The sequence below is a fragment of the Hymenobacter properus genome (assembly GCF_015694735.1).
Taxonomy (GTDB): Bacteria; Bacteroidota; Bacteroidia; order Cytophagales; family Hymenobacteraceae; genus Hymenobacter; species Hymenobacter properus.
Genome location: NZ_JADQDP010000001.1, coordinates 143,471 through 164,434, shown reverse-complemented (window position 1 = coordinate 164,434; position 20,964 = coordinate 143,471). Strand labels below are relative to the sequence as shown.

The following is a 20,964-nucleotide window of genomic DNA, read 5'->3' as shown; positions in this document are numbered from 1 at the left end:
GCGAAGGACCTTCTCACGCTTGAGTTACTTACTCTGACGTGAGAAGGTCCTTCGCTGCGCTCAGGATGACAGGCGAGTGGATTACTAACCCACGCAAGATGCCTCGGCTGCGCTCGGCATGACCTGCTTCTACATGACGTGCTTCTAAACTTATTAGGCCCGAATAATCGGCTCATCCGTAAAGTAGAACCGACGCGAAATCGTCCTCACTGCTACTTTATCGAACCGACCATGAAAATACGAGCCATCATCACGGGCGCCACCGGCATGGTAGGCGAAGGCGTTTTGCTAGAATGCCTGGACAATCCCAACGTGGAACAAGTGCTGGTGCTCACACGCAAGCCCACCGGCCGCACCCACGCCAAAATGCGTGAAATTGTCGTGCCCGATTTGGCCAATCTGAGCGCCGTCGAAAGCCAGCTGACCGGCTACAACGCTTGCTTTTTCTGCGCGGGCATCTCCTCCGTAGGCATTTCCAAGGAAGAATACGAGCGCATCACCCACGACATGACGCTGGCCGTGGCCGAAACCCTCGCCCGCCTCAACCCGGACCTGACGTTCATCTACGTATCGGGCAGTGGCACCAGCAGCACCAGCAGCCAGCATTGGGCCCGCGTGAAGGGCCGCACCGAAACCGAGCTGCTGACCTTGCCCTTCCACGCGGCCTACATGTTCCGGCCGGGCTTTATGAAGGCCACGCCCGGCCAGCGCAATATTCTGAAGTGGTACGGCGCCATTGCCTGGCTCTACCCGCTGGCCCGCAAGGTGACGCCGCAGTACGTAAGCACCATGCAGGAAGTAGGCCGGGCCATGATTAACGCGGCCGATTTTGGCTATTCCAAACCGGTATTGGAAGTGCGCGACATCGTAGCGCTGGCCCGCGCCCGGGCGGTTGAAGGAAGTTCCCTGTCATCCTGAGCGCAGCGAAGGACCTTCTCACGCCAAAAAATTTCAACGTGAGAAGGTCCTTCGCTGCGCTCAGGATGACAACCGATTCTAACTGCCACACCCCCATGCGTAAACCTTTTAAAATCTTCCTCATGACGACTGGCGGCATTCTTGGAACCCTCCTCATTGCGGTAGTGGCTTTCACCAGCCTAAGCCCGCAGTTGGGCGGCAAGCCTACCAAGGTCGATAAGGAGGTTTACATCAAATCGGGCCACTACAACGCGAAAGAGGGCGAGTTCGTGAACCTGATTCCGACTCGGGAGATGACCGGCGGCAGCATGCCTTCGGTGATGTGGAAATTCCTGTTCCACAAGTCGAAGCAGGCTGCACCGCCCGGCCCGCTCCCCACCCAGCCGCTCGATTCGCTGGCCATCACTCAAAAACCGGCCGAAATGGTGCGCGTGACGTGGTTCGGCCACTCGGCCAGCCTGGTAGAAATTGCCGGTCAGAACGTGCTGCTCGACCCCATGCTGAGCGTGGAAATGGGGCCCGTAAGCTGGGCCACGCCCAACCGCTACAACCGCAGCCTGGCCATTGCGCCGGAAAAGCTGCCCCCCATCGCAGCCGTCCTCATCTCACACGACCACTACGACCACCTCGATTACGCCACCGTCCGCAAAATCAAGGACAAGGTGGGCCACTTCTACGTGCCGCTGGGCATAGGGCCGCACCTGCGTCGCTGGGGCGTACCGAATGCGAAAATTGTGGAAATGAACTGGGGCGACAGCGCCCGCGTGGCCAACGGCCTCACGGTGCGCTGCACGCCCAGCCGTCACTTTTCGGGCCGCGGCCTGGGCAACCGCAATTCCACGCTGTGGTGCTCCTGGGTGATGCAGGCGCCCGCCAAGCGCGTGTTCTACACCGGCGACGGCGGCTACGGGCCGCACTTTGCCGCCATCGGCCGGCAGTACGGTCCCTTCGACCTCGCACTGGTGGAGTGCGGGCAATACAACGAAAGCTGGGCCGATATCCACATGAAGCCCGAGCAGAGCGTGCAGGCCGCCCGCGACGTCCGTGCCGCCGTGATGTTGCCCGTGCACTGGGGCGCCTTCACCGAGAGCCTCCACGCCTGGAACGAGCCCGTGACCCGCGCCACCGCCGAAGCCGCGCGCCTGGGCCAGCCCATCACCACGCCGCACCTGGGCGAACCGGTAACTTTGGGCACCGAGCTGCCCAAGTCGCGCTGGTGGGAGTAGTAAATAGAGGAGAAAGGAACGTCATGCTGAGCGCAGCCGAAGCATCTCTCCCGCTGAAGTAATCATTTACTCTCGCGGTAGAGATGCTTCGGCTGCGCTCAGCATGACGTTCTTTTGTATGACGTTCTAAGCTGAAAAATGCGCTATATTCTCCTCAACAAGCCCTACGAAGTCCTCACCCAGTTCACCGACGAGCACGGCCGCGCCACGCTCAAGGATTTTGTGCCCGTGCCCAACGTGTACCCCGTGGGCCGGCTCGATTTCGACAGCGAGGGCCTGCTCCTGCTCACCGACGACAAGCAACTCCAGCACCGCCTCAGCGACCCCAAATTCAAAGTTCCGAAAACCTATTGGGCCCAGGTGGAAGGAACAGTGTCGGAAGCGGCCTTGCAGCACCTGCGCCGCGGCGTGCAGATAAAAGACGGCCTCTGCGACCCCGCCAGCGCCGCCGAAATACCGGAACCATCGGGCCTGTGGCCACGCAACCCGCCCATCCGCTACCGGGCCAGCATCCCCACCACCTGGCTGGAAATCCAGATTTCGCAGGGTATGAACCGCCAGGTGCGCAAGATGTGCGCGGCCGTGGGGCTGCCCTGCCTGCGGTTGGTGCGGGCGGCCATCGGCCCTTTGGAATTGGGCGAGTTGCAGCCCGGCCAATGGCGGGAGCTGGCGGCAGGCGAAGTAATGGAGCTTCGCAAAATAAGCGGCACCATCCGGCGTTTCTAGCCCCTAAATGAAGAAACGTTTCCGCTTTCGTCGCCTTGCTATTCTGCTGCTAACCGGCTTCGTCCTGATGAATGCCGTGGCCTTTTTCCACGCCTGGCGCTTCACCCACTTCGCCAACGAGTCTGGCCTGCACTCGCCCAACCCCGAGCAGCTCAGCCCTGGCCAGAAGCTGTGGCTGCTGCTCACCGGCATCCGCAACCCCAAGCCACAGAACGGCCCCCTACCCGCCTTCCTGGTCAAAACCGTCACCATCAAAAGCCCCAACGGCCCACTCGAAGCCTGGCTGGCCCCGCCCGACAGCGGCCGGGCGCGCGGCACCGTGGCCCTATTCCATGGCTACACCAGCAGCAAATCGCACCTCACCCATGAAGCCGGATACTTCCGCCGCCTGGGCTACAAAGTGCTACTCGTGGACCAGGCCGGCAACGGCAACTCGGCCGGCTTCCGCACCACCGTAGGCTACCGCGAGGCCGAGGACGTTGCGGCAGTATTTCACTGGCTAAATGATTCTACCACTAAATCGTCCGGCTCCCCCTCTCTACCGGAGAGGGGGCCGGGGGGTGAGGCCCAACGTGAGAACGAGCTAATCCTCTACGGCGTCAGCATGGGCGCCGTGGCCATTATGCGAGCCGAGGCCGAATTGGGCGTGCGCCCCACCGCCAACATCCTCGAATGCCCCTACGGCAACATGCGTCAAACGGCCTACAACCGCTTTGCCTCCATGCACGTGCCCGGCTTCCCCATGGCCGATTTGCTGGTGTTCTGGGGCGGCGTGCAAAACGGCTTCTGGGCCTTTGGTCTCAACGCTGAGCACTACGCCAGCCAAATCCATACGCCCACCCTCCTGCTCTGGGGCACTGCCGACCCGCGCGTGACCCGCGCCGAAACCGATGCCATTTTCGCTAATCTGGCTGGACCGAAGGCGCGGCACGATTTCGAGGGCGTGGGCCACGAGCCGTACTGGAAGCGCTACTCGGCGGACTGGGAGCAGCAGATTCAGAGGTTTCTGGGGCGCTACTACATAGCCGTCAATCGTAAGACCATCCTTTATCAATACTGATAACAATTCCAGCAGAATCAAGGCTTACCGAAGAACGGTACCAAGCAAAATCGTTCCAGTTGTTGCTTCCGGCTAATCTTGCAGTAGTGTACAGTTTTCCGTCGTTGGTGTACTCCCAAAGTTTATAAACACGAGTATCGTAATGAGCACGCATGAGATTGTATAGCTGGGCACCCATATCGTGCTTGGCATCGGCCTCACTTGCTATAAGTTCCTCTGCTTCAGTTTTGTAAGGATTTATATTTTCAAAAAGAGGTAATCCCACCAATTGCCGGACGTTGTCTTCGCTCATCCCGATTGTCACTTGTTCAAATTTGTCGGGAGAATAATCCTGCGCAAACTGTGTGTCGATGTATGGAGCAAAAATGTTATAGGATTCACTGGTTAATCCCATCCCCAGCCCGAAAAGAGCCAGAAAGCCCAATGTTCCCACTGGGATTGATGCCCACTGTACTACCTGAGTTTTGTTCATTTCAGCAAAGGCGCTAAACAGCCCCACAAATAGCCCATTAAAACTGCTGCAGTGCCTAAGCTAAAACTCAGGAGCAGTGACTTCAGCCATCTATCGGATGTAGAACCGCGCAACCAAGGCCGCACCCCTAATGCAAGAAGTGCAAGCGGCAACAGTGTAAAAAGTGCTAACATCGACGGTAAATAAATTTTAACAATTGGCAGCTACAACGCCATAGGTATAGAAAATCGTGTGGCCTGCTTATGCTGTTGCAGCCCCTTTCCCGCCCCCTTGTCAGGAAAATTCTGGCCGTTTGCAACAAATCCCGCCACCGCGTCGGATAACCTCCGCCTTGGGCGCCGAATCGGTGACAAACTGTCACCAAAACGGGGCTGGTACGTTGCTTGTAATCCCCGGTCAGCGGCTGCAAAGCTGCTTTCACCTGACATATTCCACTCTCAATCTTAACCAACACACCCCTCCACATGGGCAAAATAATCGGCATTGACCTCGGCACCACCAACTCGTGCGTGGCCGTGATGGAAGGCAACGAACCCGTTGTCATTCCGAACAGCGAAGGCCGCCGCACCACCCCCAGCATCGTCGCATTTCTCGACGGGGGCAAGGGCGAGCGCAAGGTGGGCGACCCCGCCAAGCGCCAGGCCGTGACCAACCCCAAAAACACCATCCAGAGCATCAAGCGCTTCATGGGCCGCCACTTCAACGAAGTGACCGCCGAGCAGAAGCACGTTTCCTACGACGTGGTGGCGGGCCCCAACAACACGGTAGCCGTGAAGATTGGTGACCGCAACTACACCCCGCAGGAAATCTCGGCAATGATTCTGCAAAAGATGAAGCAGACGGCCGAAGACTACCTGGGCACCACCGTATCGGAAGCCGTAATTACGGTGCCTGCTTACTTCAACGACGCCCAGCGTCAGGCCACCAAAGAAGCCGGCGCCATTGCCGGCCTCGACGTGAAGCGCATCATCAACGAGCCCACGGCTGCCGCGCTGGCCTACGGCCTGGATAAGAAGCACAAAGACCAAAAAATCGCTGTGTATGACCTTGGCGGTGGTACGTTCGACATCTCCATCCTGGAGCTCGGCGACGGCGTGTTTGAAGTGCTGAGCACCAACGGCGACACCCACCTCGGTGGTGACGACTTCGACCAGGTGATTATCAACTTCCTGGCCGACCAGTTCAGCAGCGAAAACGAAGGCCTCGACCTGCGCAAGGACCCCATGGCCCTGCAGCGCCTGAAAGAAGCCGCCGAAAAAGCCAAAATCGAGCTGTCGAGCTCGAACGAAACCGAAATCAACCTGCCCTACATCACGGCTACGGCCTCGGGCCCCAAGCACCTGGTGGTGAAGCTGAGCCGCTCGAAGTTTGAGCAGCTGGCCGACGACCTCGTGCGCCGCTCGATGGACCCGGTGAAAAAAGCCATGCAGGACGCCGGCCTGAGCACTTCCGACATCGACGAGGTTATCCTCGTGGGTGGTTCGACCCGCATCCCCCGCATTCAGGAGGAAGTGGAGAAGTTCTTCGGCAAGAAGCCCTCGAAAGGCGTGAACCCCGACGAAGTGGTGGCCATCGGCGCTGCCATCCAAGGCGGTGTGCTGACTGGCGAGGTGAAGGACGTACTGCTGCTCGACGTGACCCCGCTCTCGCTGGGCATCGAGACGATGGGCGGCGTGATGACCAAGCTCATCGAGTCGAACACGACCATCCCGACCAAGAAATCGGAAACCTTCTCCACGGCTTCGGACAACCAGCCCTCGGTGGAAATCCACGTGCTGCAAGGCGAGCGTCCGCTGGCTTCGCAAAACCGCACCATCGGCAAGTTTCACCTCGACAGCATCCCGCCGGCACCGCGCGGCGTGCCGCAAATTGAAGTGACGTTCGACATCGACGCCAACGGCATCCTGAACGTGACGGCCAAGGACAAAGGCACCGGCAAGGAGCAGAAAATCCGCATCGAAGCCAGCTCGGGCCTCAGCGAAGCAGACATCAAGCGCATGCGCGACGAGGCTGCCGCCAACGCCGAAGCTGACAAGGCCGAAACCGAGCGCATCAGCAAGGTGAACGCTGCCGACTCGATGATTTTCCAAACGGAGAAGCAGCTGAAAGAGTACGGCGACAAGCTGAGCGGTGGCAACAAAACCGCCATCGAAGGCGCACTGGCCGACCTCAAATCGGCCCACGAAGCCAAGGACCTCGCCCGCATCGACACCGCCATGGAGGCCATCAACGCCGCTTGGCAGGCTGCCTCGCAGGAGATGTACGCCGCGGGTGGTGCTGACGGCCAGGGCGGCCAGCCCGGCGGGGGCTTCCCCGGCGGCGACGGCGGTGCCCAGGGCGGCCAAGGCCAGCCCGCTGGCGACCACGTGACCGACGTGGACTACGAAGAAGTAGACGGCAAATAATTCCTGATTATTGCCTGATTTGAAAAGGCCGGAAGCAAATGCTTCCGGCCTTTTTTTATGACCAAGCTATTGGTAGCTGTCGTAGCTTTTCGGCAGCCAAGGCAAGCCGTGGCTATTAGTAGCCCCGTTGTTTACCTCTTCGATATAAATAGGCTTGAGGTGCAACTGTAGCTTGCGTGTCCTGGGTTTATAAGTTTCACCGCCAGCGTCTGTAACGACAATTTGCTTACCCGTAAGCAAATTGGTGCTGTAGGAAGCACTCAGCCCGTTTCCATTCGAGTCCACCACTTTCCGCTCCTCGCCAATGAACCGGCAACGCCCGGTTTGCAGCACTATTCGGAATAACTGCGTTCGGGAAACGTAATAGCGGGAGCCGCCGTCCTGCTGAATACGAAGCACTCCTTGCACCACGGAGAGATGCGGGCGGCCGGTTCGGGGCCCGAAATCCGTGGGCTCCATAAGCACGTGCAGAGCATATGCCACCCGCCGCCAGGAGCCATCGGCTTGGCTTAGCAAAACCACCAGGGCCCGGGGCCCACCCGAGAGGTAATCAACTGATTTCCCTTGTTGTAACGCAAGCACTTTGTCCGGACGCTGGTCGCCGTTGAGGTCGGCCGTAACGGCATCCTCCAGCAGCCATCCTCGTGGCACAAAGGAGGAAGGCTGACTGGCCACCAGGGGAATGCTAATCTGAGCGCGCTGAACCTGTTGAGCCTGCACAGGGCCCGCCACCCACAGCACGGCCGCAACTCCGAGCCACCCGGGTGCTTTCATGCTACTAAGTTAAGCTGTGTTTATTCAGCAGCATTGCGTCGGATTTTATGCTTCCTTTGCGCTTTGCAGTAGCTTGCTTACATGCTCGATTTTTTACCCTTTCAGTCGTTTCCGTCAGCCGAGGCGGCGCAGCCCTTGCTGACGCTTTTGCGGCAGCATGAGATTCCCTTTGAAACGGCCACGGATACCGGCGAGCTCGTGTTCAACCCTGCCTTCACATTCCACAACACCTACGCCACCTTCGTGGTGAAGCTGCACGGGGCAGATTTTGAATACGTGCGGCGCTTGCAGGAAGACGCCCACCGCGACGCCCTCGCCGCTCTCAGCCCCGACCATTACCTGTTCAGCTTTACCGACGCCGAGCTGTTCGACCTGCTGGCCAAGCCGGAGGAATGGAGCCCGCTCGACGTGACCTTGGCCGGACAGTTGCTGCGGCAGCGCGGGCGCGACGTGTCTGCCGACGCCATCCGGCTGTTGCGCGAGCACCGCGTGGTGGAGCAAAACAAGCCGGAGCTGAACAACAAAGGCCGCATCCGGCTAGGCTATCTGTTTGCGTTGCTGGGCGGCTTTGGAGCTATTTTTATGGGCTGGGAACTGTATTCGCACAAGAAAACCCTGAACGATGGCCGCCAGATTGCGGGCTATTCGGCCCACGACCGGGTGCACGGCCTGCGCATCATGACGCTCGGCACAGCCAGCTTCATTCTCTGGATTGCAGTGCGCCTGTGGCTGCGGGCGCAGTAGCCCGCCCGGCCTACCTTTGCAGCCATTGGCGCGGCATTCGCGTAAGCAGGCCTCAAGCGGCACACCCCACCTATTTCGACGCTGATTAGTTCTTTTTCACTTATGACTTTCTCTTCCTACCTGGCCCCCGCCCGTGCCCTGGCTTTGGGCTCCCTGCTACTGGCTGCTGCTTCGTGCAGCGTGAGCGAACAGGTGAAAGACAAGCCCACCGGCAAAAATGTCTCGGCCGAAGCCCTCGAAAACGAGGCATACACGTTGATGCAGTACCGCCTCAACTTTATTGACGAAGCGAAATTGGGCGGCCAGGACATCCTGTTCGTGCGCCAGGCTTCGGACATTGCATCGGCCCAGCAGCAACAACTGCAGACGGCCCTGGCAAAAGGCAACCTGCCCCTGCACCTTAAGATGCGCGTGTATGCCAAAAACCCCACCGCCACCAACGTGCAGCTCAAGCAGCTCGACTACAAGCTGCTGCTCGACGGCAAGGAACTGACTACCGGCACCACTGGCGCCAACACTCAGCTCGAAGCCAGCGCCATCGAGACCCTGCCCATCGACGTGGACATAAACGTGAAGCCGGCCCAGCTTAGCGGCAGCACCCCGGCGGCTTTCGCGGCAGGCCTTACCGATTTTACGGCCGCCAACCGCCGCCTGACCGTGCAAATTCGGCCCCAGTACGTAGGCGCCAGCGGCCGCCAGGTGCCGGCGTCCAATTTCGAACCGGTGCAGCTCGTGACGGTGAAAAAGGCTGTCTCGGCGAAATAAGTTGGCCGGGCGACTGGCCCAGAACGGTTATAGCGTAACGTCATGCGGCGCGCCGCCGAAGCATTTCTCCCGCATTAGTAATTGATTTACTACAGCGGTGAAGATACTTCGGTTTCGCTCCGCATGACGTTCTTTTTTGTTGCAAAAGCGAGTTTCACCAGACTCAAAAAGCGCAAGAAACGGGTGGTGAGCGGTGACGGTATGGTGGAAATTTGCATCAAATCAATTCCCTGCCCCATGACCGACTACCAACGCATTGAAGCTGCCCTCATCTACGCCCAGGCGCATTTTCAGCAGCAGCCCGACTTGGAAGCCATGGCCGCTCAGGCGCACTGGAGTCCGTTTTATTTCCAGCGTAAGTTTCAGGAATGGGCGGGCGTGTCGCCTAAGAAATTCCTGCAATACCTTAGCCTCGACCATGCCAAGCTACTGCTGAGCCGGCAAGCCTCAGTAGCAGAGGCGGCCTACGAAACCGGCCTTTCCGGCCCCAGCCGTTTGCACGACCTGTTCGTAACGCTCGAAGCCATGACGCCCGGCGAATACCGGCACGGCGGCGCGGCCCTGACCATTGGCTACAGCTTTGGCGACAGCCCATTTGGCCGCTACCTGGTAGCTTCCACGGCCAAGGGCATCTGCAAGCTGGTGTTTCTGACTGACGAGGAAACCGCATTGCAAGAGCTGCGGCAGGAATGGCCCAACGCCACCCTAGTGGCGGAAGTAGCCGCTGACCACGCGCGAGTAGCGCGGTTTTTCGCCCGCGACTTCACTCCCACCGACCGGCTTCATCTGCATCTGAAAGCCACAGCTTTTCAACTCAAAATCTGGGAGTCGCTGCTGCGCGTGCCGGAGGGGCAGCTACGCACCTACTCGCAGCTGGCTGAGGCGGCCGAAAACGGCGCGGCTGTGCGGGCCGCCGGCACGGCCATCGGGGCCAACCCGGTGGCCTACCTCATCCCCTGCCACCGCGTCATTCGCGGCACCGGCGCGCTGGGGCAATACCGCTGGGGCGCCCCACGCAAGGCCGCGCTGCTGGGCTGGGAGGCGGCGCGGGTAGCTGCAGCAGTTGCGGAAACCCAGGTTGGCTAAAGTACCGTCAGTCGCTTGCTCACAACTACCGCGCCTGCCTGCACGCGCACGTTGTAGATGCCCGGCGCCAGGTCAGTAGTGGGCAAAGGACCGTCAACCAAGCCGCTCTGTACCGTTAGCGACGCCGATGTAACAAATTGGCCTAAAGCATTGAAAATGCTAACGCTTGCTTTGCGGGCATCGGCAGGCACTGGACACCTAATTTGAACCGAAATGTTCTGAAAAGCTGGGTTTGGATAAAACGTGGCCGCGGGGCGCGCCAGCGCCGAAGCAGTGGCCAAGGCCGCGCTGTTTAGTCGCACGCCCACTATTCCCCCTAAGTATTGGGAGGATAGGAAGTCCAGGTCGCCGTCGTTGTCTACATCGGCCAGCGCCATGCTCATTGCCTGAATGCCTGACGGAGAAGCCGGGCCCGCCGTGGGCACCGAGGTGATGCCACCAAAATGGCCAGCGCCATCATTGCGCGCAATATCCATAAACATTGGACTGCCAATTTTCGGAACTAACAGGTCCAGGTCGCCGTCGCCGTCAATGTCGCCCAGGGCCAGGCAAGGGGCGGTGGCTCCAATGGCAATTTCAGTGGTACCCGAGAAATTTCCGTTCCCATCATTCAGGCGCACACTCACCCGGTTGGTGCTTCCAAGCCCAAAATTGACGGTTGCTGCATCCAAGTCGCCATCGCCGTCCAGGTCGCCCAGGGTTAATCCCAAAGGCCCTGAGAAGCTTGGGGTGGAACCCAGGGCAAAACTCCCGTGGCCATTGTTTAACAGCACTCGGCTAGGGGACATGAGGTCCAAATCGCCGTCGCCATCCAAATCACCCATTACACCCGCCGCCGCAGGAAGGGCTACCATTCCCGTAAAGCGGCCGCTGCCATCGTTGAAAGATATCCAGCCGCCGTTTATCACCAAATCTAAGTCAGCATCCCCATCCATGTCCCCTAGAGCCACGCTTACATTGCTCAGCGACAAACCTATATTGATGACGATAGGGATAGCGAAATTGGCGTTGCCGTTGTTTAAGCAAATGTTTACCGTGCTGCCGGCCGTGCCAGCGCAAGGGGCAACAATATCCAAATCACCATCCCCGTCCACATCGGCCAGGGCCACGCCGTTGGGCGCATAGTCCACGATTACATCTGGTGCTGGCGAAAAATTACCGCTGCCATCGTTCAGCCGGACTTTTATTTTATTATCTGCAGAAAAACTAGTGCCCTGCGAATTGGTAACGAAATCTATATCGCCATCGCCATCCAAATCCCCGGCTTTCACATCCGGACCATAGCCGGTTGTGTTTGTTGCCACATCACTCCCCGGCCCAAAGTTTCCGCTTCCTCCCGTGGCTGCCGCCGTGAACTGATATACCTGCGGCACCGCCCCGGCACCTGCCGTGCTCTGCACCGTCGCCGGCACGGTCACCGTCACGGTTTCGCCTGGGCTGAAAGCGGCCGCCTGCCCGGCGGGTGTCGTGGGCGTCAGCGTGACGATGCTACCGCTGGTGCTAACCGTGGCAGTGCGCCGCCCGCGGCTCTGCGATGCATGGATTTTGATATTGTCCGCCGTGGAGGGGTTGAGAGTCTGTGAGAAGGGAATAACAACTGGAGCAGTGCGCGGCGCGGCCACAGCATTTCGGGCTGGGCTGAGGCCAGCGCTTACCACGGCGGGGCTTTGCGCCATGGTAACGGTGCTGCCAAAGCAGCCGGCCAGAAGAAGGTAGTGGAAAGGGCGCTGGGAGAAGTGCGTCATGGAAGGCAAAAGCATTTGCAATTCAGGCAAATGTAATGGCATGAAGCGGGTTATCTTGTCTTTAAAACCAAACGCCCCGCCTGGCAAAACCAAACGGGGCGCGGGCTATTCAACGCGAAGCTTTCGCTACGAAATCCACTTGAATTTGTATTCCAGCTTGGGCACGGGCATGCGGTCGGCCACGCGGCGCAGGCGGTTGGGCAAGGCCATGATGTAATCACGGGCGCGCTCGGCCTCGCCGTTCAGGTCTTTGATGTGCTCGATGTCCCACTCCTTGATGAGCGAGTCGAGGATGTCGGTGTAGTCGGCGCTGGTGTACACGCCGATGCGCTGGGCGGCGTCGGTGAAGTGGCCGAAGGTTTTGCCCATTTCCACGCCCATTTCGCGCATGTAGTGGGCCGGCATCACAATTTTCTTGCGCATCATGTCCTCAAAGGCCAGCATCATTTCCGAGGGGTCGAGCTCGAAAATCTTGCTCACGAAGGCCTTGTACACGCGGGCGTGGCGGGTTTCGTCGCCGGCAATCATGCCGCAGATTTTGGAGAGTTGGTCGTCGCCGGCTTTGCGGGCGAGCTGGCCCACGCGGCGGTGCGAGATGTTGGTGGCCTGCTCCTGGTAGCTCGTGTACACGAAGGCGCGGTAAGGGTCGTTGGCCGTGCCCAGGTCGAAGGCGTCGTTGATGAGGTACTGGGTGCTCACCTCGAACTCGCGCATGTTCACGCGGCCCGAGAGGTAGAGGTAGCGGTTGAGCAGGTCGCCGTGGCGGTTTTCCTCAGCCGTCCAGCCCCGAATCCACTCGGCCCAGCCGTTGTTGCGGTCGCGGTTGATGTTATCAAGCTCGTGGAACCATGCCTCGTAATTGGGCAGCGCTTCTTCGGTGATGGTGTCGCCGATGAGCACGGCCAGCAGGTCGTAGCTCAGGCTGGCGGCCTTCTCACGCAACTCCTTCACCTCGTCGAAAAACGTGTCGCGGCGCGAGTCGGGCAGGTAGTCGGCCGGCTGCCAGCTGTCTTCCACACTTTTGAGGAAGGTGCTCATGTTTTCTTTCAGGTAGCCCTCCATTTGCTGGAGGACTTCGCCGCGGGTAATCGAGATGGACGTTTGCATGGGGTGTGGCGAAAAGCGTGAAGGGGTGATGAAAGAACGCCTTTCGCGCAACAAAGGTCCGGCCGAACCGTAGGGGGCCGGGTATAAGATTATGGCATTGGCAGTGGTAAAACCCTAAAAAGAGGGCTTGATGGGCTGCTAAATCATTGTTTGGGCTGCGGCACGATGCAGTAATAACGCACCATGCCGCGTGGGGTGTACGGAAGCATAGCAGCATCTTGGGCGAGTTGTACGCCGGCATTGGCGAGGCGAAAGCGCCGGTTGAGCCACTGGGCGGCTTCGGGCGTCAGCAGCCACTGTACCTGCGGCTGCGGGCCTTTGCATGGCCGCTGGGCCAACCGGCGGAGGCACTCGGTTTGGTCGGCGGCCCCTGTTAGCGCCTGGCGTAGCTGCGTCTGAGAGGCATCGGACGCAGGCCAACCCGTGAGTTGCAGCACGGGGCCCGGGCCAAGGGAATAAGTGCGAAACGGTGAGAGGCTTTTCAGCCAGTCGTTGGTGCCAGCTAGCACGCGCACCGGCCGTCCCAGCCGGCTCCGATGTTGAAATAGGCTTATTGTCATGCTATTGCGGGCTTTCTCACCTTGCAATACCTTTTGGCGATGCCCGGTTTTGGCCGCATACAGAAACACAACGAGCAGCAAAGCCGCGACGCCAAGCCCGCGCGCCCACGGCTGCATCAGTGGCTTAAGATGCCTACTGGTTTGGGTGGGGGGGTCATTCGGCGTGGCGGTTTGCAGCGGTTTCAGCCAGAAAACCGCGTTGGTCAACAGCCAAAAATCCAGCAGCGGCAGGGCCACGCGAGGCGGCAATTTGAACAAGCCCGCCAGCAGCAGCAGTCCGCCCACAAAGCCGCCCTGCACCAACCAGAACCAACGGTTTCGGCTTCGGCGCTGCACCGCCACGACCGATGCGGCCAGCGCCAGCCACAGCGGGAAGTAGTCGCGTAGCATTTGCCCTGCTCGCAGGGCCAGCTTGGCAGGCATTTCCCGGCCGAAGAAATGCCCGGCATCAAACTGATAAGCCCGTTGAAGTAGCCCTTCGTTCACCACGGTGGAGTCGCCCAGCAGCCAGAGGTCCACGGCGGCAGTGCCGAGGCTATCGGCCGGCGTGCGGGGCCGGGGCTGCAACTGCCCATAATCGAGGATTCGGGTCAGCGCCGCGTCCCGACGCCGGGCTGCGGCTTCGGCAGGCGTCTGCTGCCAGTGCAGCAGGCCGGTGGCCAAAAGCAGCCCCAACGCTGCGCTGCCCAATACCGGCGCGGCCTGCCGCCAGCCACCGGCCAGCAGCAAAGCGGCCGGCACCACCGCAACAGCTCCCAGCACCGCCAAACCGGGCCGCACCAGCCAGGCCGCACCCAGCACCAGCAGCCCCAACGCCAGTGCCCCACCCCGCCCCGGCCGCTGGGCAGCAAAGAGCACGCCCGCCCCGGCCAGCAGCAGCGCCACCCGCGCGTGGCTAAACCATAGCCAATGCTCCAGCCAGGCCAGGCCGAAAAACAGCGTCAGCACCAAAACCAACAGCGCCGGCCGCAGGTGCGGCCGCAATAGCCGGTCGAGCACCGCGAAAACCAGCCCGGTTGCCATTGCCAGCAGCACCCCCAATAGCACGCCCAGCCAGCACACAGCCGCCCCATCCGCATAGAAGGCCGCCAGCAGATGCCCGTAGCCATGCATGTACAAAGGAACCGAGGTGATGGGCTTAACCGCCAACACGCCCGAGAACAGCCAGGCCAGGGTTTGGTCGTCGCTGGTTTCGGTGTAGCTGCCGAGGCACCGCACCGTAGCCGCTATAAGCAGCAAGGGCAGCAGAACGACGCGTGCGGCTTGGCCAGAAAACCAGTTCATGGGCGCAAGAACGGGATGGTTAGCGGTTAGTGGTCAGCGTTCAGTGGTCAGTCCCCTTATAAGCACCTGACGGCCAAACCGCAACTAACTGTTAGCCACTGACCACTACCCCAGCGGCAGACGCGCCAGCAGCCCCAGCAGGCGGTCGAAGGGGCGCCGGTGTCCGCTCAGGCCCAGCAGCGCGTACAGTTCGCGGCCCTGCGCGGCGTGGCGGTGCCGCAGAGCTTGGCGCAGCTCCCAGCGCAGGCGCACGGCCAGCGCCTCACGCTCAGCAGAGGTGCGGCACAGGTCCAGGGCTTTATCGCACACGCGGATGGTGGAAGCCAGGAAGGGGTCGTGACGGCGGTAGGCTTTGGCGCTCATGCTGCGCGGATGCTTGCGCTTGCGCGTGGTCACGGCGTCGAGGTACAGAAACTGCCAGTCGCGGCTGGCACGCACCCAGAAGTCGAAGTCCTCGTAGGTCAGCGTTTCATCGTAGCCGCCCAGCGCCTCCAAACAGGCGCGGCGCATCATCATCGTAGGCGTGCTAATGAAGTAACGCCGCAGCACCTCGGCAAATACCCAGCCGCTGGCCGGCGTGGGCCGGCGGTTGGTGGCATCGAGCTGCTGGTGGTGATACCCGATAAGCTTACCGTCTTCCGTAATAAGCTCCGCATCGGAATACACCATGCCCACCTCAGTGGGCGCGCTTTGGAAAGCCTGTACTTGCTGGGCCACGCGGGCAGGCAGCAGCACATCGTCGGTGGCGAAGTCGATGACAAATTCGCCCCGGCTCTGGCGGAAGGCCTGGTTGAAGGCACGGCAGTTGCCTACGTTTTCAGGTAGCAACAGCAGGTGCCAGGCGGGGTTTTGGGCGGCGTATTCCTGCAGGATGGCCGGGCTGCCGTCAGTGCTGGCGTCGTCGACCAGCCACACTTCCAGATGCGGGTAGGTTTGGGCCAGAATGGAATCCAGGGCCTCACGCAGGAAGGGCGCGTGGTTGTGGCACAGGGCCACGATGGTGACCAGCGGCGCAGGGGCTGCGCTTGCGGACGCACTGTTCAACGTGGCACGCGGGACTAAAACTGAAGAATCGGGCATAACAGAGGCGAGCATGCAAAGCTATATTCTTCAATCGTCCTTCCTTCTTCGCAATTGTACGGCCACGCACGCGGCCAGCACCAGCCCATAGCGGGCGGCGTGCGCTAGCACCGCTCCTTCCAGCCCGTAGCGGGGCAGCAGTGCCGCCAGAAGTGCAGCCAGTGCGGCCGCCGAGGCCGCCTGCACGGCGATGTAGGGCCCGGTGCGGGCCCGAGCCATGAGCTGGAAGATGAACAGCCAGCTCAGAAACTTGGCCCAGTCGCCCAGCAGCTGGGGCGCCAGCAGCGCCCGGGCCGCCAGCAACCGTGGGGCAAACAGCAGCGGCAGCAACCAGTCGCGGCACACCCACAGCAGCCCCAACCCCACGGCTAACAGCGGCGCCAGTAGCGTCAGCACGCCGCGCAGGTAGCGCCGGGCCTCGCGGGGCTGGCCCGCCAGCGCCGCCAGCCGGGGGTAAAACACGCTACTCATCAGCGCGCTGAACACCATGGTATAGTTGTCCGACAGCTTAGCCACGGCTTGCCAAAGGTCGGTAGGCCCCGGCCCGAAAGCCCGCAGCAAGTAACTGCGCAGCGCGTAGTCCACAGCTTTGCCAAACAGCAGCGTGCTCACGGCCATGAGCAGAAACCGCCCCAGGCCGCGCAAAGCCACCCGGCTGATGGGCGCCCGCAGGCGCAGGCCCTGCAGCAGCCCCGCCCGCGCCGCCAGCGCTGCAGCAGGCACCAGCGTGAGGCCCTGTGCCACCAGGTAGGCCAGCAGCACCGTCGGCAGGGCATACTCAAACCACAGAGCTGCAGCCACAGCGGCCGTGCCCAGCACCGCCAGCGTTACCGACAAGCCGATGTAGGCACGCAGGCGCCCGGCGGCCAGCAGCGCGGCGCCCAGCAGCCCCTGCCCGGTGAGTAGCGCAATGCCCAGCCCAAATACCGCCAAGCTGCCCCAGTTCCAGGGTAGCAGCCCCTTGGTGGCCAGCACGGCGGCCCCCTGCAGCAAACCGACGGCATTCAGCGCCGTGGCAGCGCCCAGCCAGGTGCGGTAGCGCGGGCTGCCCGGCCGCAGCGGGGCCAGGTATTTCACCAGGCCCACGTGCACGCCGTCGTTGGGCAGGGTGGTGAGCAGGGCCATCAGGTTCTGGAATTGCGCCAGCAGCGTGAGGCCACCGGCCGGCGCGTAGAGGGCAAAGAGCTTGTTGACAATCAGCGAGCCTGCCGCCCGCGCCGCAACGGCCACGCCCGTGCCCAACGAGCCCCGCACGAAGCTGCGAATGGACGAAGCGGGCGGCGAAGCGGCTGGCTGAGTAGGCATGGAACTGCAAAGAACGCCATACTCCTACTGTAAAAGGTTAGCAGGCCCAGCTTTCCCACTCCCTGCCTTCCCATCTCCCCGTCTCCCCTTACAACTCCTTTTCCCAGCTCAGGCGCAGGCCGGCCACACCGCCCAGATGGCGCTTGAAGCGCAGCAGCGAGGCGTTGGGGCCGGTGTCGAGGGTGCTCGTGCCGAGGTCGAGCACGGCCAGGGCGCTGGCCCTCGCAAAGGCGTGCAGGCCTTCGTTCAGCATCACCACCGGGCTCAGGGCGTTGCAGCGCAGCGGGCTGGCGGGGTAGAAATTATACAGCACCCGCTCGCTCACCCGAATGGCCACCGTGAGGGCGGCCCATTCGCCGTCGGGCTGGCGCACCGAAAACAGAAAATGCTCGCGCGGAAATGCCCGGAACAGTTCCTGCACCCGCTCCAACGACAGAGACAGCGCCTGCCCCCGCTCCTGCCGGCAGGCTTGTATAAACTCGTAAGCCATTGGCAGCAAAAAAGGGGGCTCCTGCTCGAAGTGCAGGCCGTGGCGGCGGCACTTGTGCAGGCGCCGCCGCTCCGAGGGGTGCAGATGCGCCTCGTAAGCGCGGGCGGGGTCGAGGTGATAGTTCTGCTCGGCCAGGGCCACACGGTAACCGCGCTGACGCAGGGCCTCGGCCAGGGTGGCCGCACCGGCGGGGTCGTAGGCGAAAGGGTAGCCGCGCAGCGCCAGCCGGTGTACGCCCCGGCGCCGAAGCTCTGCTTCCGCCGCATCCAGCAGCCGGTGCAGCGCGGGCACGGACAAGCCCGCGGCCAGCTGCACGGCCCCAAACGGCGCCTGGGCGGGGCTGTGGGCCGTGGCGGTAGCCTCGTTCAGGGCCACGTGCAGCTGGGCCACGGTGCGGCCAGCGGCCACATCTTCCAGATAAAAGCTCAGCACCGGGCCTGCCCCGGCCTGCAAACGCTGGTGCTCGGGGCGCAAATACAGAAATGACTCAAACGCCAGTGGCAGCCGCGGCGCCGCGGGTCCGCTGTCGGCCATCCACACAGCCAGGGATGCCGGGCCTGGCAGGGCGGCGGCATCAGGAGCAAGGACGGATTGAGGGATTTTCAAATGCGGGTGGCGTGGTGGGCAGGGCAAAGTACGGCACGGATTGGCCGTCGGCGGCGCGCGGGCGGGTGCCATTTTCTAGGGTTAAGCTTATCGCGGCACATCTTCATGAGGCCGCCATGCGTAGGCTGCCACATTGCGCCTTTGCATTCAACCATTTCTGTTGCCTGCCCCATGAACCCGCTCAGCTCGTCATCGTCGGCCGCACCCAACCGCTCGCCCACGCTGGCCGAAGCGCCCGGCGCCGGGCCCATATCCATCACCGACCGCGAGGCCACCCGGCAGGCGCGCTACCAGCAGGTGGGCCAGCGCCCTGGCACGCTCAACATCCGCGAAGGCGCCCTCAAGCCACGCCTGTTTTTGGTGTCGTACAACGATGAAGTGTGCGCCGAGGACGAGTATACCGACCGCTACGACGACCTGCTCGAGCACCTGCGCCAACACCCCGAGCTCAAGCACTGGATTGACGTGCGCGGCTACGGCGACCTCCCCCTCATGGAGCGCCTGATGCAAGACTTCGGCCTGCACCCCCTGCAGATGGAAGACGTGCTAAATGACTACCAGCGGGCCAAAATTGAGGTTTTCGACGACCACCGCCTGTTCATGGTTTCGCGCATGACCGATTTTACGGCCCTGCTCGAAATCGACGACGACCAGCTGTCCATCTTCACCGGCCCGAACTACGTGCTCACGTTTCAGGATGACTACGACGACTGCCTCGACACGCTGCGGGTGCGTATTCGGGCCAATTTCAGCACCCTGCGCCGCCACCCCTCGCTCTACCTGGCCTACGCCCTCACCGACGTGGTGCTCGACCACTACTACCCCACCATGGCCGCCATCGGCGACTACATCGAGGAGCTCGAAGAAGCCATTTTCGCTGACAAGCGCCCGCGCCGCCTCCTCAACCGCATCCTGCGCATCAAGAAAGACGTGGTGCGCTTCCGCCGGCTGGTATACCCCGAGCGCGATAAGATTGCCGAAATCCTGCGTCTGCCCGAGGAAATCATGCCTGAAACGCTGAAAATCTTCTACCGCGACGCCTACGACCACGCCATTCAGGCCCTCGACCTGGCCGAAAGCTACCGTGACAACATTTCCTCCCTCACCGACTTATACCTCTCTGACCAAAGCAACCGCATGAACGAGGTGATGAAGGTGCTCACCATCATCAGCACCATTTTCATCCCGCTGAGTTTCGTGGTCGGCCTCTATGGCATGAACTTCCAGCGCCATGATGACCACGGCCACTTCCTGGCCTTCAACATGCCCGAGCTTTACAGCCCCTGGGGATACCCCATGGTGCTGGGCATCATGGCCCTGGTGGTAGGCACGCAGCTGTACTACTTCTACCGCAAGGGCTGGCTCACGAACCGGTGAGCCCCGCGGGCTGCCGGCTACCAGCCGGCTGTTCGCCCCAGCTCCGCCTGCACCTGCGCCACCCGCTCGGCCACCGTGCCTTCTACCAGCGTGTACGGGATGCCGAAGTAGTCTAGCTGCATCAGTATCATGCCGTGCTGGAAGCTGCGCAGGGCCTCAGGGCCGCGCCAGCCGTCTTGCTCAAAGGGCACGGTGGGGGCGCACACGAAGGTGTGGGCGTAGCGCTTCCCGCACACGGCAGCCATAGCCTGCAGGGCCGGGTCGCAGCGGTGGAAATAGTAGTAGGAATAAAGAGCCGTGGTGGCCGCGTTGGTGTCGCAGAAAAGCACGCCACGGGACTGCGCGGCGGCTTCGTCCTCCAGCTCGGCGTGGCGGCGGGCAATGTATAGCAGGTCGTCGTAGTCGAGGTTGCCGTTTTTCTGCTCGTGCAGGGTACGGCCGTATTCCGGCACCCAGACGGTACCACAGGCCTCAGCCAGCGCCGCGCAAAGCGTCGACTTACCGCTGCTTTCCGCCCCCAGAAAGACTACGCGCGGCACCGACGCGGGCGGCACCACGCCCAGCTGCGCCGCCACCAGAGGGTGCAGGTATGGGGCGTAGGCGGATGGATTACCGCGCATCTGGGTGCCGGAAATCGGCACTTGGCGGCGCGACTCATCCACGGTTACGTGCGGCACGCCTAAGTGCTGGGCGAAGCCTGGTCCGTATGCCTCGCTGCTGAAAATGACATCGACCCGGATGCCCTGCCGCGCCAGCCACTGCCGCACAAATTCGCGGTGCGTGTGGTCGTCGGCTGCATCGGGCGGCACTCCATCGGTAGCAGAGAGGGCGAAAATGCGCAGCGGCGTGTGCCCAATGTGCGGCCCGGCGGCGCCCTCGTCGCCACGGTAAAGCATCCGCAGCCATTCGGCGCGCACGGCCGCGGGGTGGCTGGGCGAATCAGGGTTGGCGTACACCAGCACCACCAGCTCGGCTACTTGAGCAGCGGCCGTTTCGAGGAGCAGCTGGTGGCCCCGGTGCGGTGGCCAAAATTTACCCACTACAAGGCCGGTGCGAGGAGGAATGGTCATGGATTGGCGGGCTGGTGGATTAGCGGATTGGTGGGCTAACAGGTTAGTGTGATAATAGAACTGTCATGCCGAGCGCAGCTGAGGCATTCCGTATGCTGATATAATTGTAATCGTTGTTGACGAAGGGAGAAATCTTCCTCCATTGTGCTCGGCATGACGGTTTT

Annotated in this window: 18 protein-coding genes; 9 read left to right on the top strand and 9 right to left on the bottom strand. The window is 61.6% G+C overall.

All coding sequences use genetic code 11. The features are described 5' to 3' along the window. Nucleotides 1–231: 231 nt before the first annotated feature. From I2I01_RS00780 to I2I01_RS00765, 4 genes are all read left to right on the top strand, one after another. Nucleotides 232–918 carry an NAD-dependent epimerase/dehydratase family protein gene (locus I2I01_RS00780; RefSeq protein ID WP_196284521.1) on the top strand — a complete coding sequence of 229 codons (687 nt, stop codon included), beginning with the start codon at nucleotides 232–234 and terminating at the stop codon, nucleotides 916–918. A gap of 95 nt (nucleotides 919–1,013) precedes the next feature. Further along, nucleotides 1,014–2,144 (top strand): MBL fold metallo-hydrolase, encoded by a 1,131-nt coding sequence (locus I2I01_RS00775; protein WP_196284520.1) that lies wholly within the window; start codon nucleotides 1,014–1,016, stop codon nucleotides 2,142–2,144. 138 nt (nucleotides 2,145–2,282) lie between these two features. Continuing rightward, nucleotides 2,283–2,870 (top strand): pseudouridine synthase, encoded by a 588-nt coding sequence (locus tag I2I01_RS00770; RefSeq protein WP_196284519.1) that lies wholly within the window; start codon nucleotides 2,283–2,285, stop codon nucleotides 2,868–2,870. Between the two features lie 7 nt (nucleotides 2,871–2,877). Then, a complete protein-coding gene (locus I2I01_RS00765; protein ID WP_196284518.1) occupies nucleotides 2,878–3,930 on the top strand; it encodes an alpha/beta hydrolase in 1,053 nt (350 codons plus the stop codon). Here I2I01_RS00765 and I2I01_RS00760 read toward each other — a convergent pair. After that, nucleotides 3,899–4,402: a hypothetical protein gene (locus I2I01_RS00760; protein ID WP_196284517.1), complete on the bottom strand. Its 504-nt coding sequence runs from the start codon at nucleotides 4,400–4,402 to the stop codon at nucleotides 3,899–3,901. The genes I2I01_RS00765 and I2I01_RS00760 overlap by 32 nt on opposite strands. A 464-nt stretch (nucleotides 4,403–4,866) precedes the next feature. On the opposite strand from I2I01_RS00760, the gene dnaK reads away from it, so the two are divergent. Continuing rightward, nucleotides 4,867–6,807, top strand: coding sequence for a molecular chaperone DnaK (gene dnaK, locus I2I01_RS00755; protein ID WP_196284516.1), 1,941 nt, complete (start codon nucleotides 4,867–4,869; stop codon nucleotides 6,805–6,807). Between the two features lie 66 nt (nucleotides 6,808–6,873). On the opposite strand, the gene I2I01_RS00750 is transcribed toward dnaK, so the two are convergent. After that, a complete protein-coding gene (locus I2I01_RS00750) occupies nucleotides 6,874–7,482 on the bottom strand; it encodes a hypothetical protein (protein WP_196284515.1) in 609 nt (202 codons plus the stop codon). 180 nt (nucleotides 7,483–7,662) lie between these two features. Here I2I01_RS00750 and I2I01_RS00745 point away from each other — a divergent pair, with 180 nt between their 5' ends. From I2I01_RS00745 to I2I01_RS00735, 3 genes are all read left to right on the top strand, one after another. Continuing rightward, the gene (locus I2I01_RS00745) at nucleotides 7,663–8,325 is read left to right on the top strand and encodes a hypothetical protein (RefSeq protein WP_196284514.1); all 663 of its coding nucleotides are present in this window, start codon (nucleotides 7,663–7,665) and stop codon (nucleotides 8,323–8,325) included. A gap of 102 nt (nucleotides 8,326–8,427) precedes the next feature. Further along, nucleotides 8,428–9,090, top strand: a complete 663-nt coding sequence (locus I2I01_RS00740; RefSeq protein WP_196284513.1) for a hypothetical protein — start codon at nucleotides 8,428–8,430, stop codon at nucleotides 9,088–9,090. Nucleotides 9,091–9,327: 237 nt separating this feature from the next. Next, nucleotides 9,328–10,176 carry a bifunctional transcriptional activator/DNA repair enzyme AdaA gene (locus I2I01_RS00735; RefSeq protein WP_196284512.1) on the top strand — a complete coding sequence of 283 codons (849 nt, stop codon included), beginning with the start codon at nucleotides 9,328–9,330 and terminating at the stop codon, nucleotides 10,174–10,176. Here the strand turns inward: I2I01_RS00735 and I2I01_RS00730 are convergent. From I2I01_RS00730 to I2I01_RS00705, 6 genes are all read right to left on the bottom strand, one after another. Then, entirely contained in the window at nucleotides 10,173–12,014 is a 1,842-nt protein-coding gene (locus tag I2I01_RS00730) for an FG-GAP-like repeat-containing protein (protein ID WP_196284511.1), read from the bottom strand. The two genes, I2I01_RS00735 and I2I01_RS00730, sit on opposite strands and share 4 nt — an antisense overlap. Nucleotides 12,015–12,047: 33 nt before the next feature. Further along, nucleotides 12,048–13,028: an acyl-ACP desaturase gene (locus tag I2I01_RS00725; RefSeq protein ID WP_196284510.1), complete on the bottom strand. Its 981-nt coding sequence runs from the start codon at nucleotides 13,026–13,028 to the stop codon at nucleotides 12,048–12,050. Nucleotides 13,029–13,171: 143 nt separating this feature from the next. Continuing rightward, nucleotides 13,172–14,872, bottom strand: a complete 1,701-nt coding sequence (locus tag I2I01_RS00720) for a hypothetical protein (protein ID WP_196284509.1) — start codon at nucleotides 14,870–14,872, stop codon at nucleotides 13,172–13,174. A gap of 105 nt (nucleotides 14,873–14,977) precedes the next feature. After that, entirely contained in the window at nucleotides 14,978–15,952 is a 975-nt protein-coding gene (locus I2I01_RS00715) for a glycosyltransferase (RefSeq protein ID WP_196284508.1), read from the bottom strand. 30 nt (nucleotides 15,953–15,982) lie between these two features. Beyond that, nucleotides 15,983–17,257: an MATE family efflux transporter gene (locus tag I2I01_RS00710; protein ID WP_196284507.1), complete on the bottom strand. Its 1,275-nt coding sequence runs from the start codon at nucleotides 17,255–17,257 to the stop codon at nucleotides 15,983–15,985. Nucleotides 17,258–17,345: 88 nt separating this feature from the next. Continuing rightward, nucleotides 17,346–18,353 carry a hypothetical protein gene (locus tag I2I01_RS00705; protein WP_196284506.1) on the bottom strand — a complete coding sequence of 336 codons (1,008 nt, stop codon included), beginning with the start codon at nucleotides 18,351–18,353 and terminating at the stop codon, nucleotides 17,346–17,348. Nucleotides 18,354–18,524: 171 nt separating this feature from the next. Between I2I01_RS00705 and corA the strand changes: the two genes are divergently transcribed. After that, complete coding sequence (corA, locus tag I2I01_RS00700) at nucleotides 18,525–19,730, top strand: magnesium/cobalt transporter CorA (RefSeq protein WP_196284505.1); 1,206 nt, start codon at nucleotides 18,525–18,527, stop codon at nucleotides 19,728–19,730. 17 nt (nucleotides 19,731–19,747) lie between these two features. Here corA and I2I01_RS00695 read toward each other — a convergent pair whose 3' ends face one another. Then, nucleotides 19,748–20,800, bottom strand: coding sequence for an AAA family ATPase (locus I2I01_RS00695; RefSeq protein WP_196284504.1), 1,053 nt, complete (start codon nucleotides 20,798–20,800; stop codon nucleotides 19,748–19,750). Between the last annotated feature and the right edge of the window lie 164 nt (nucleotides 20,801–20,964).

Bases quoted from the DNA above. Each gene is read 5' to 3' on its own strand.
- I2I01_RS00745 (WP_196284514.1), top strand. From the start codon at position 7,663: ATGCTCGATTTTTTACCCTTTCAGTCGTTTCCGTCAGCCGAGGCGGCG.
- dnaK (WP_196284516.1), top strand. From the start codon at position 4,867: ATGGGCAAAATAATCGGCATTGACCTCGGCACCACCAACTCGTGCGTG.
- I2I01_RS00715 (WP_196284508.1), bottom strand. From the start codon at position 15,952: ATGCCCGATTCTTCAGTTTTAGTCCCGCGTGCCACGTTGAACAGTGCG.
- I2I01_RS00770 (WP_196284519.1), top strand. From the start codon at position 2,283: ATGCGCTATATTCTCCTCAACAAGCCCTACGAAGTCCTCACCCAGTTC.
- I2I01_RS00780 (WP_196284521.1), top strand. From the start codon at position 232: ATGAAAATACGAGCCATCATCACGGGCGCCACCGGCATGGTAGGCGAA.
- I2I01_RS00725 (WP_196284510.1), bottom strand. From the start codon at position 13,028: ATGCAAACGTCCATCTCGATTACCCGCGGCGAAGTCCTCCAGCAAATG.
- I2I01_RS00760 (WP_196284517.1), bottom strand. From the start codon at position 4,402: ATGAACAAAACTCAGGTAGTACAGTGGGCATCAATCCCAGTGGGAACA.
- I2I01_RS00735 (WP_196284512.1), top strand. From the start codon at position 9,328: ATGACCGACTACCAACGCATTGAAGCTGCCCTCATCTACGCCCAGGCG.
- I2I01_RS00695 (WP_196284504.1), bottom strand. From the start codon at position 20,800: ATGACCATTCCTCCTCGCACCGGCCTTGTAGTGGGTAAATTTTGGCCA.
- I2I01_RS00710 (WP_196284507.1), bottom strand. From the start codon at position 17,257: ATGCCTACTCAGCCAGCCGCTTCGCCGCCCGCTTCGTCCATTCGCAGC.
- corA (WP_196284505.1), top strand. From the start codon at position 18,525: ATGAACCCGCTCAGCTCGTCATCGTCGGCCGCACCCAACCGCTCGCCC.
- I2I01_RS00775 (WP_196284520.1), top strand. From the start codon at position 1,014: ATGCGTAAACCTTTTAAAATCTTCCTCATGACGACTGGCGGCATTCTT.
- I2I01_RS00720 (WP_196284509.1), bottom strand. From the start codon at position 14,872: ATGAACTGGTTTTCTGGCCAAGCCGCACGCGTCGTTCTGCTGCCCTTG.
- I2I01_RS00740 (WP_196284513.1), top strand. From the start codon at position 8,428: ATGACTTTCTCTTCCTACCTGGCCCCCGCCCGTGCCCTGGCTTTGGGC.
- I2I01_RS00765 (WP_196284518.1), top strand. From the start codon at position 2,878: ATGAAGAAACGTTTCCGCTTTCGTCGCCTTGCTATTCTGCTGCTAACC.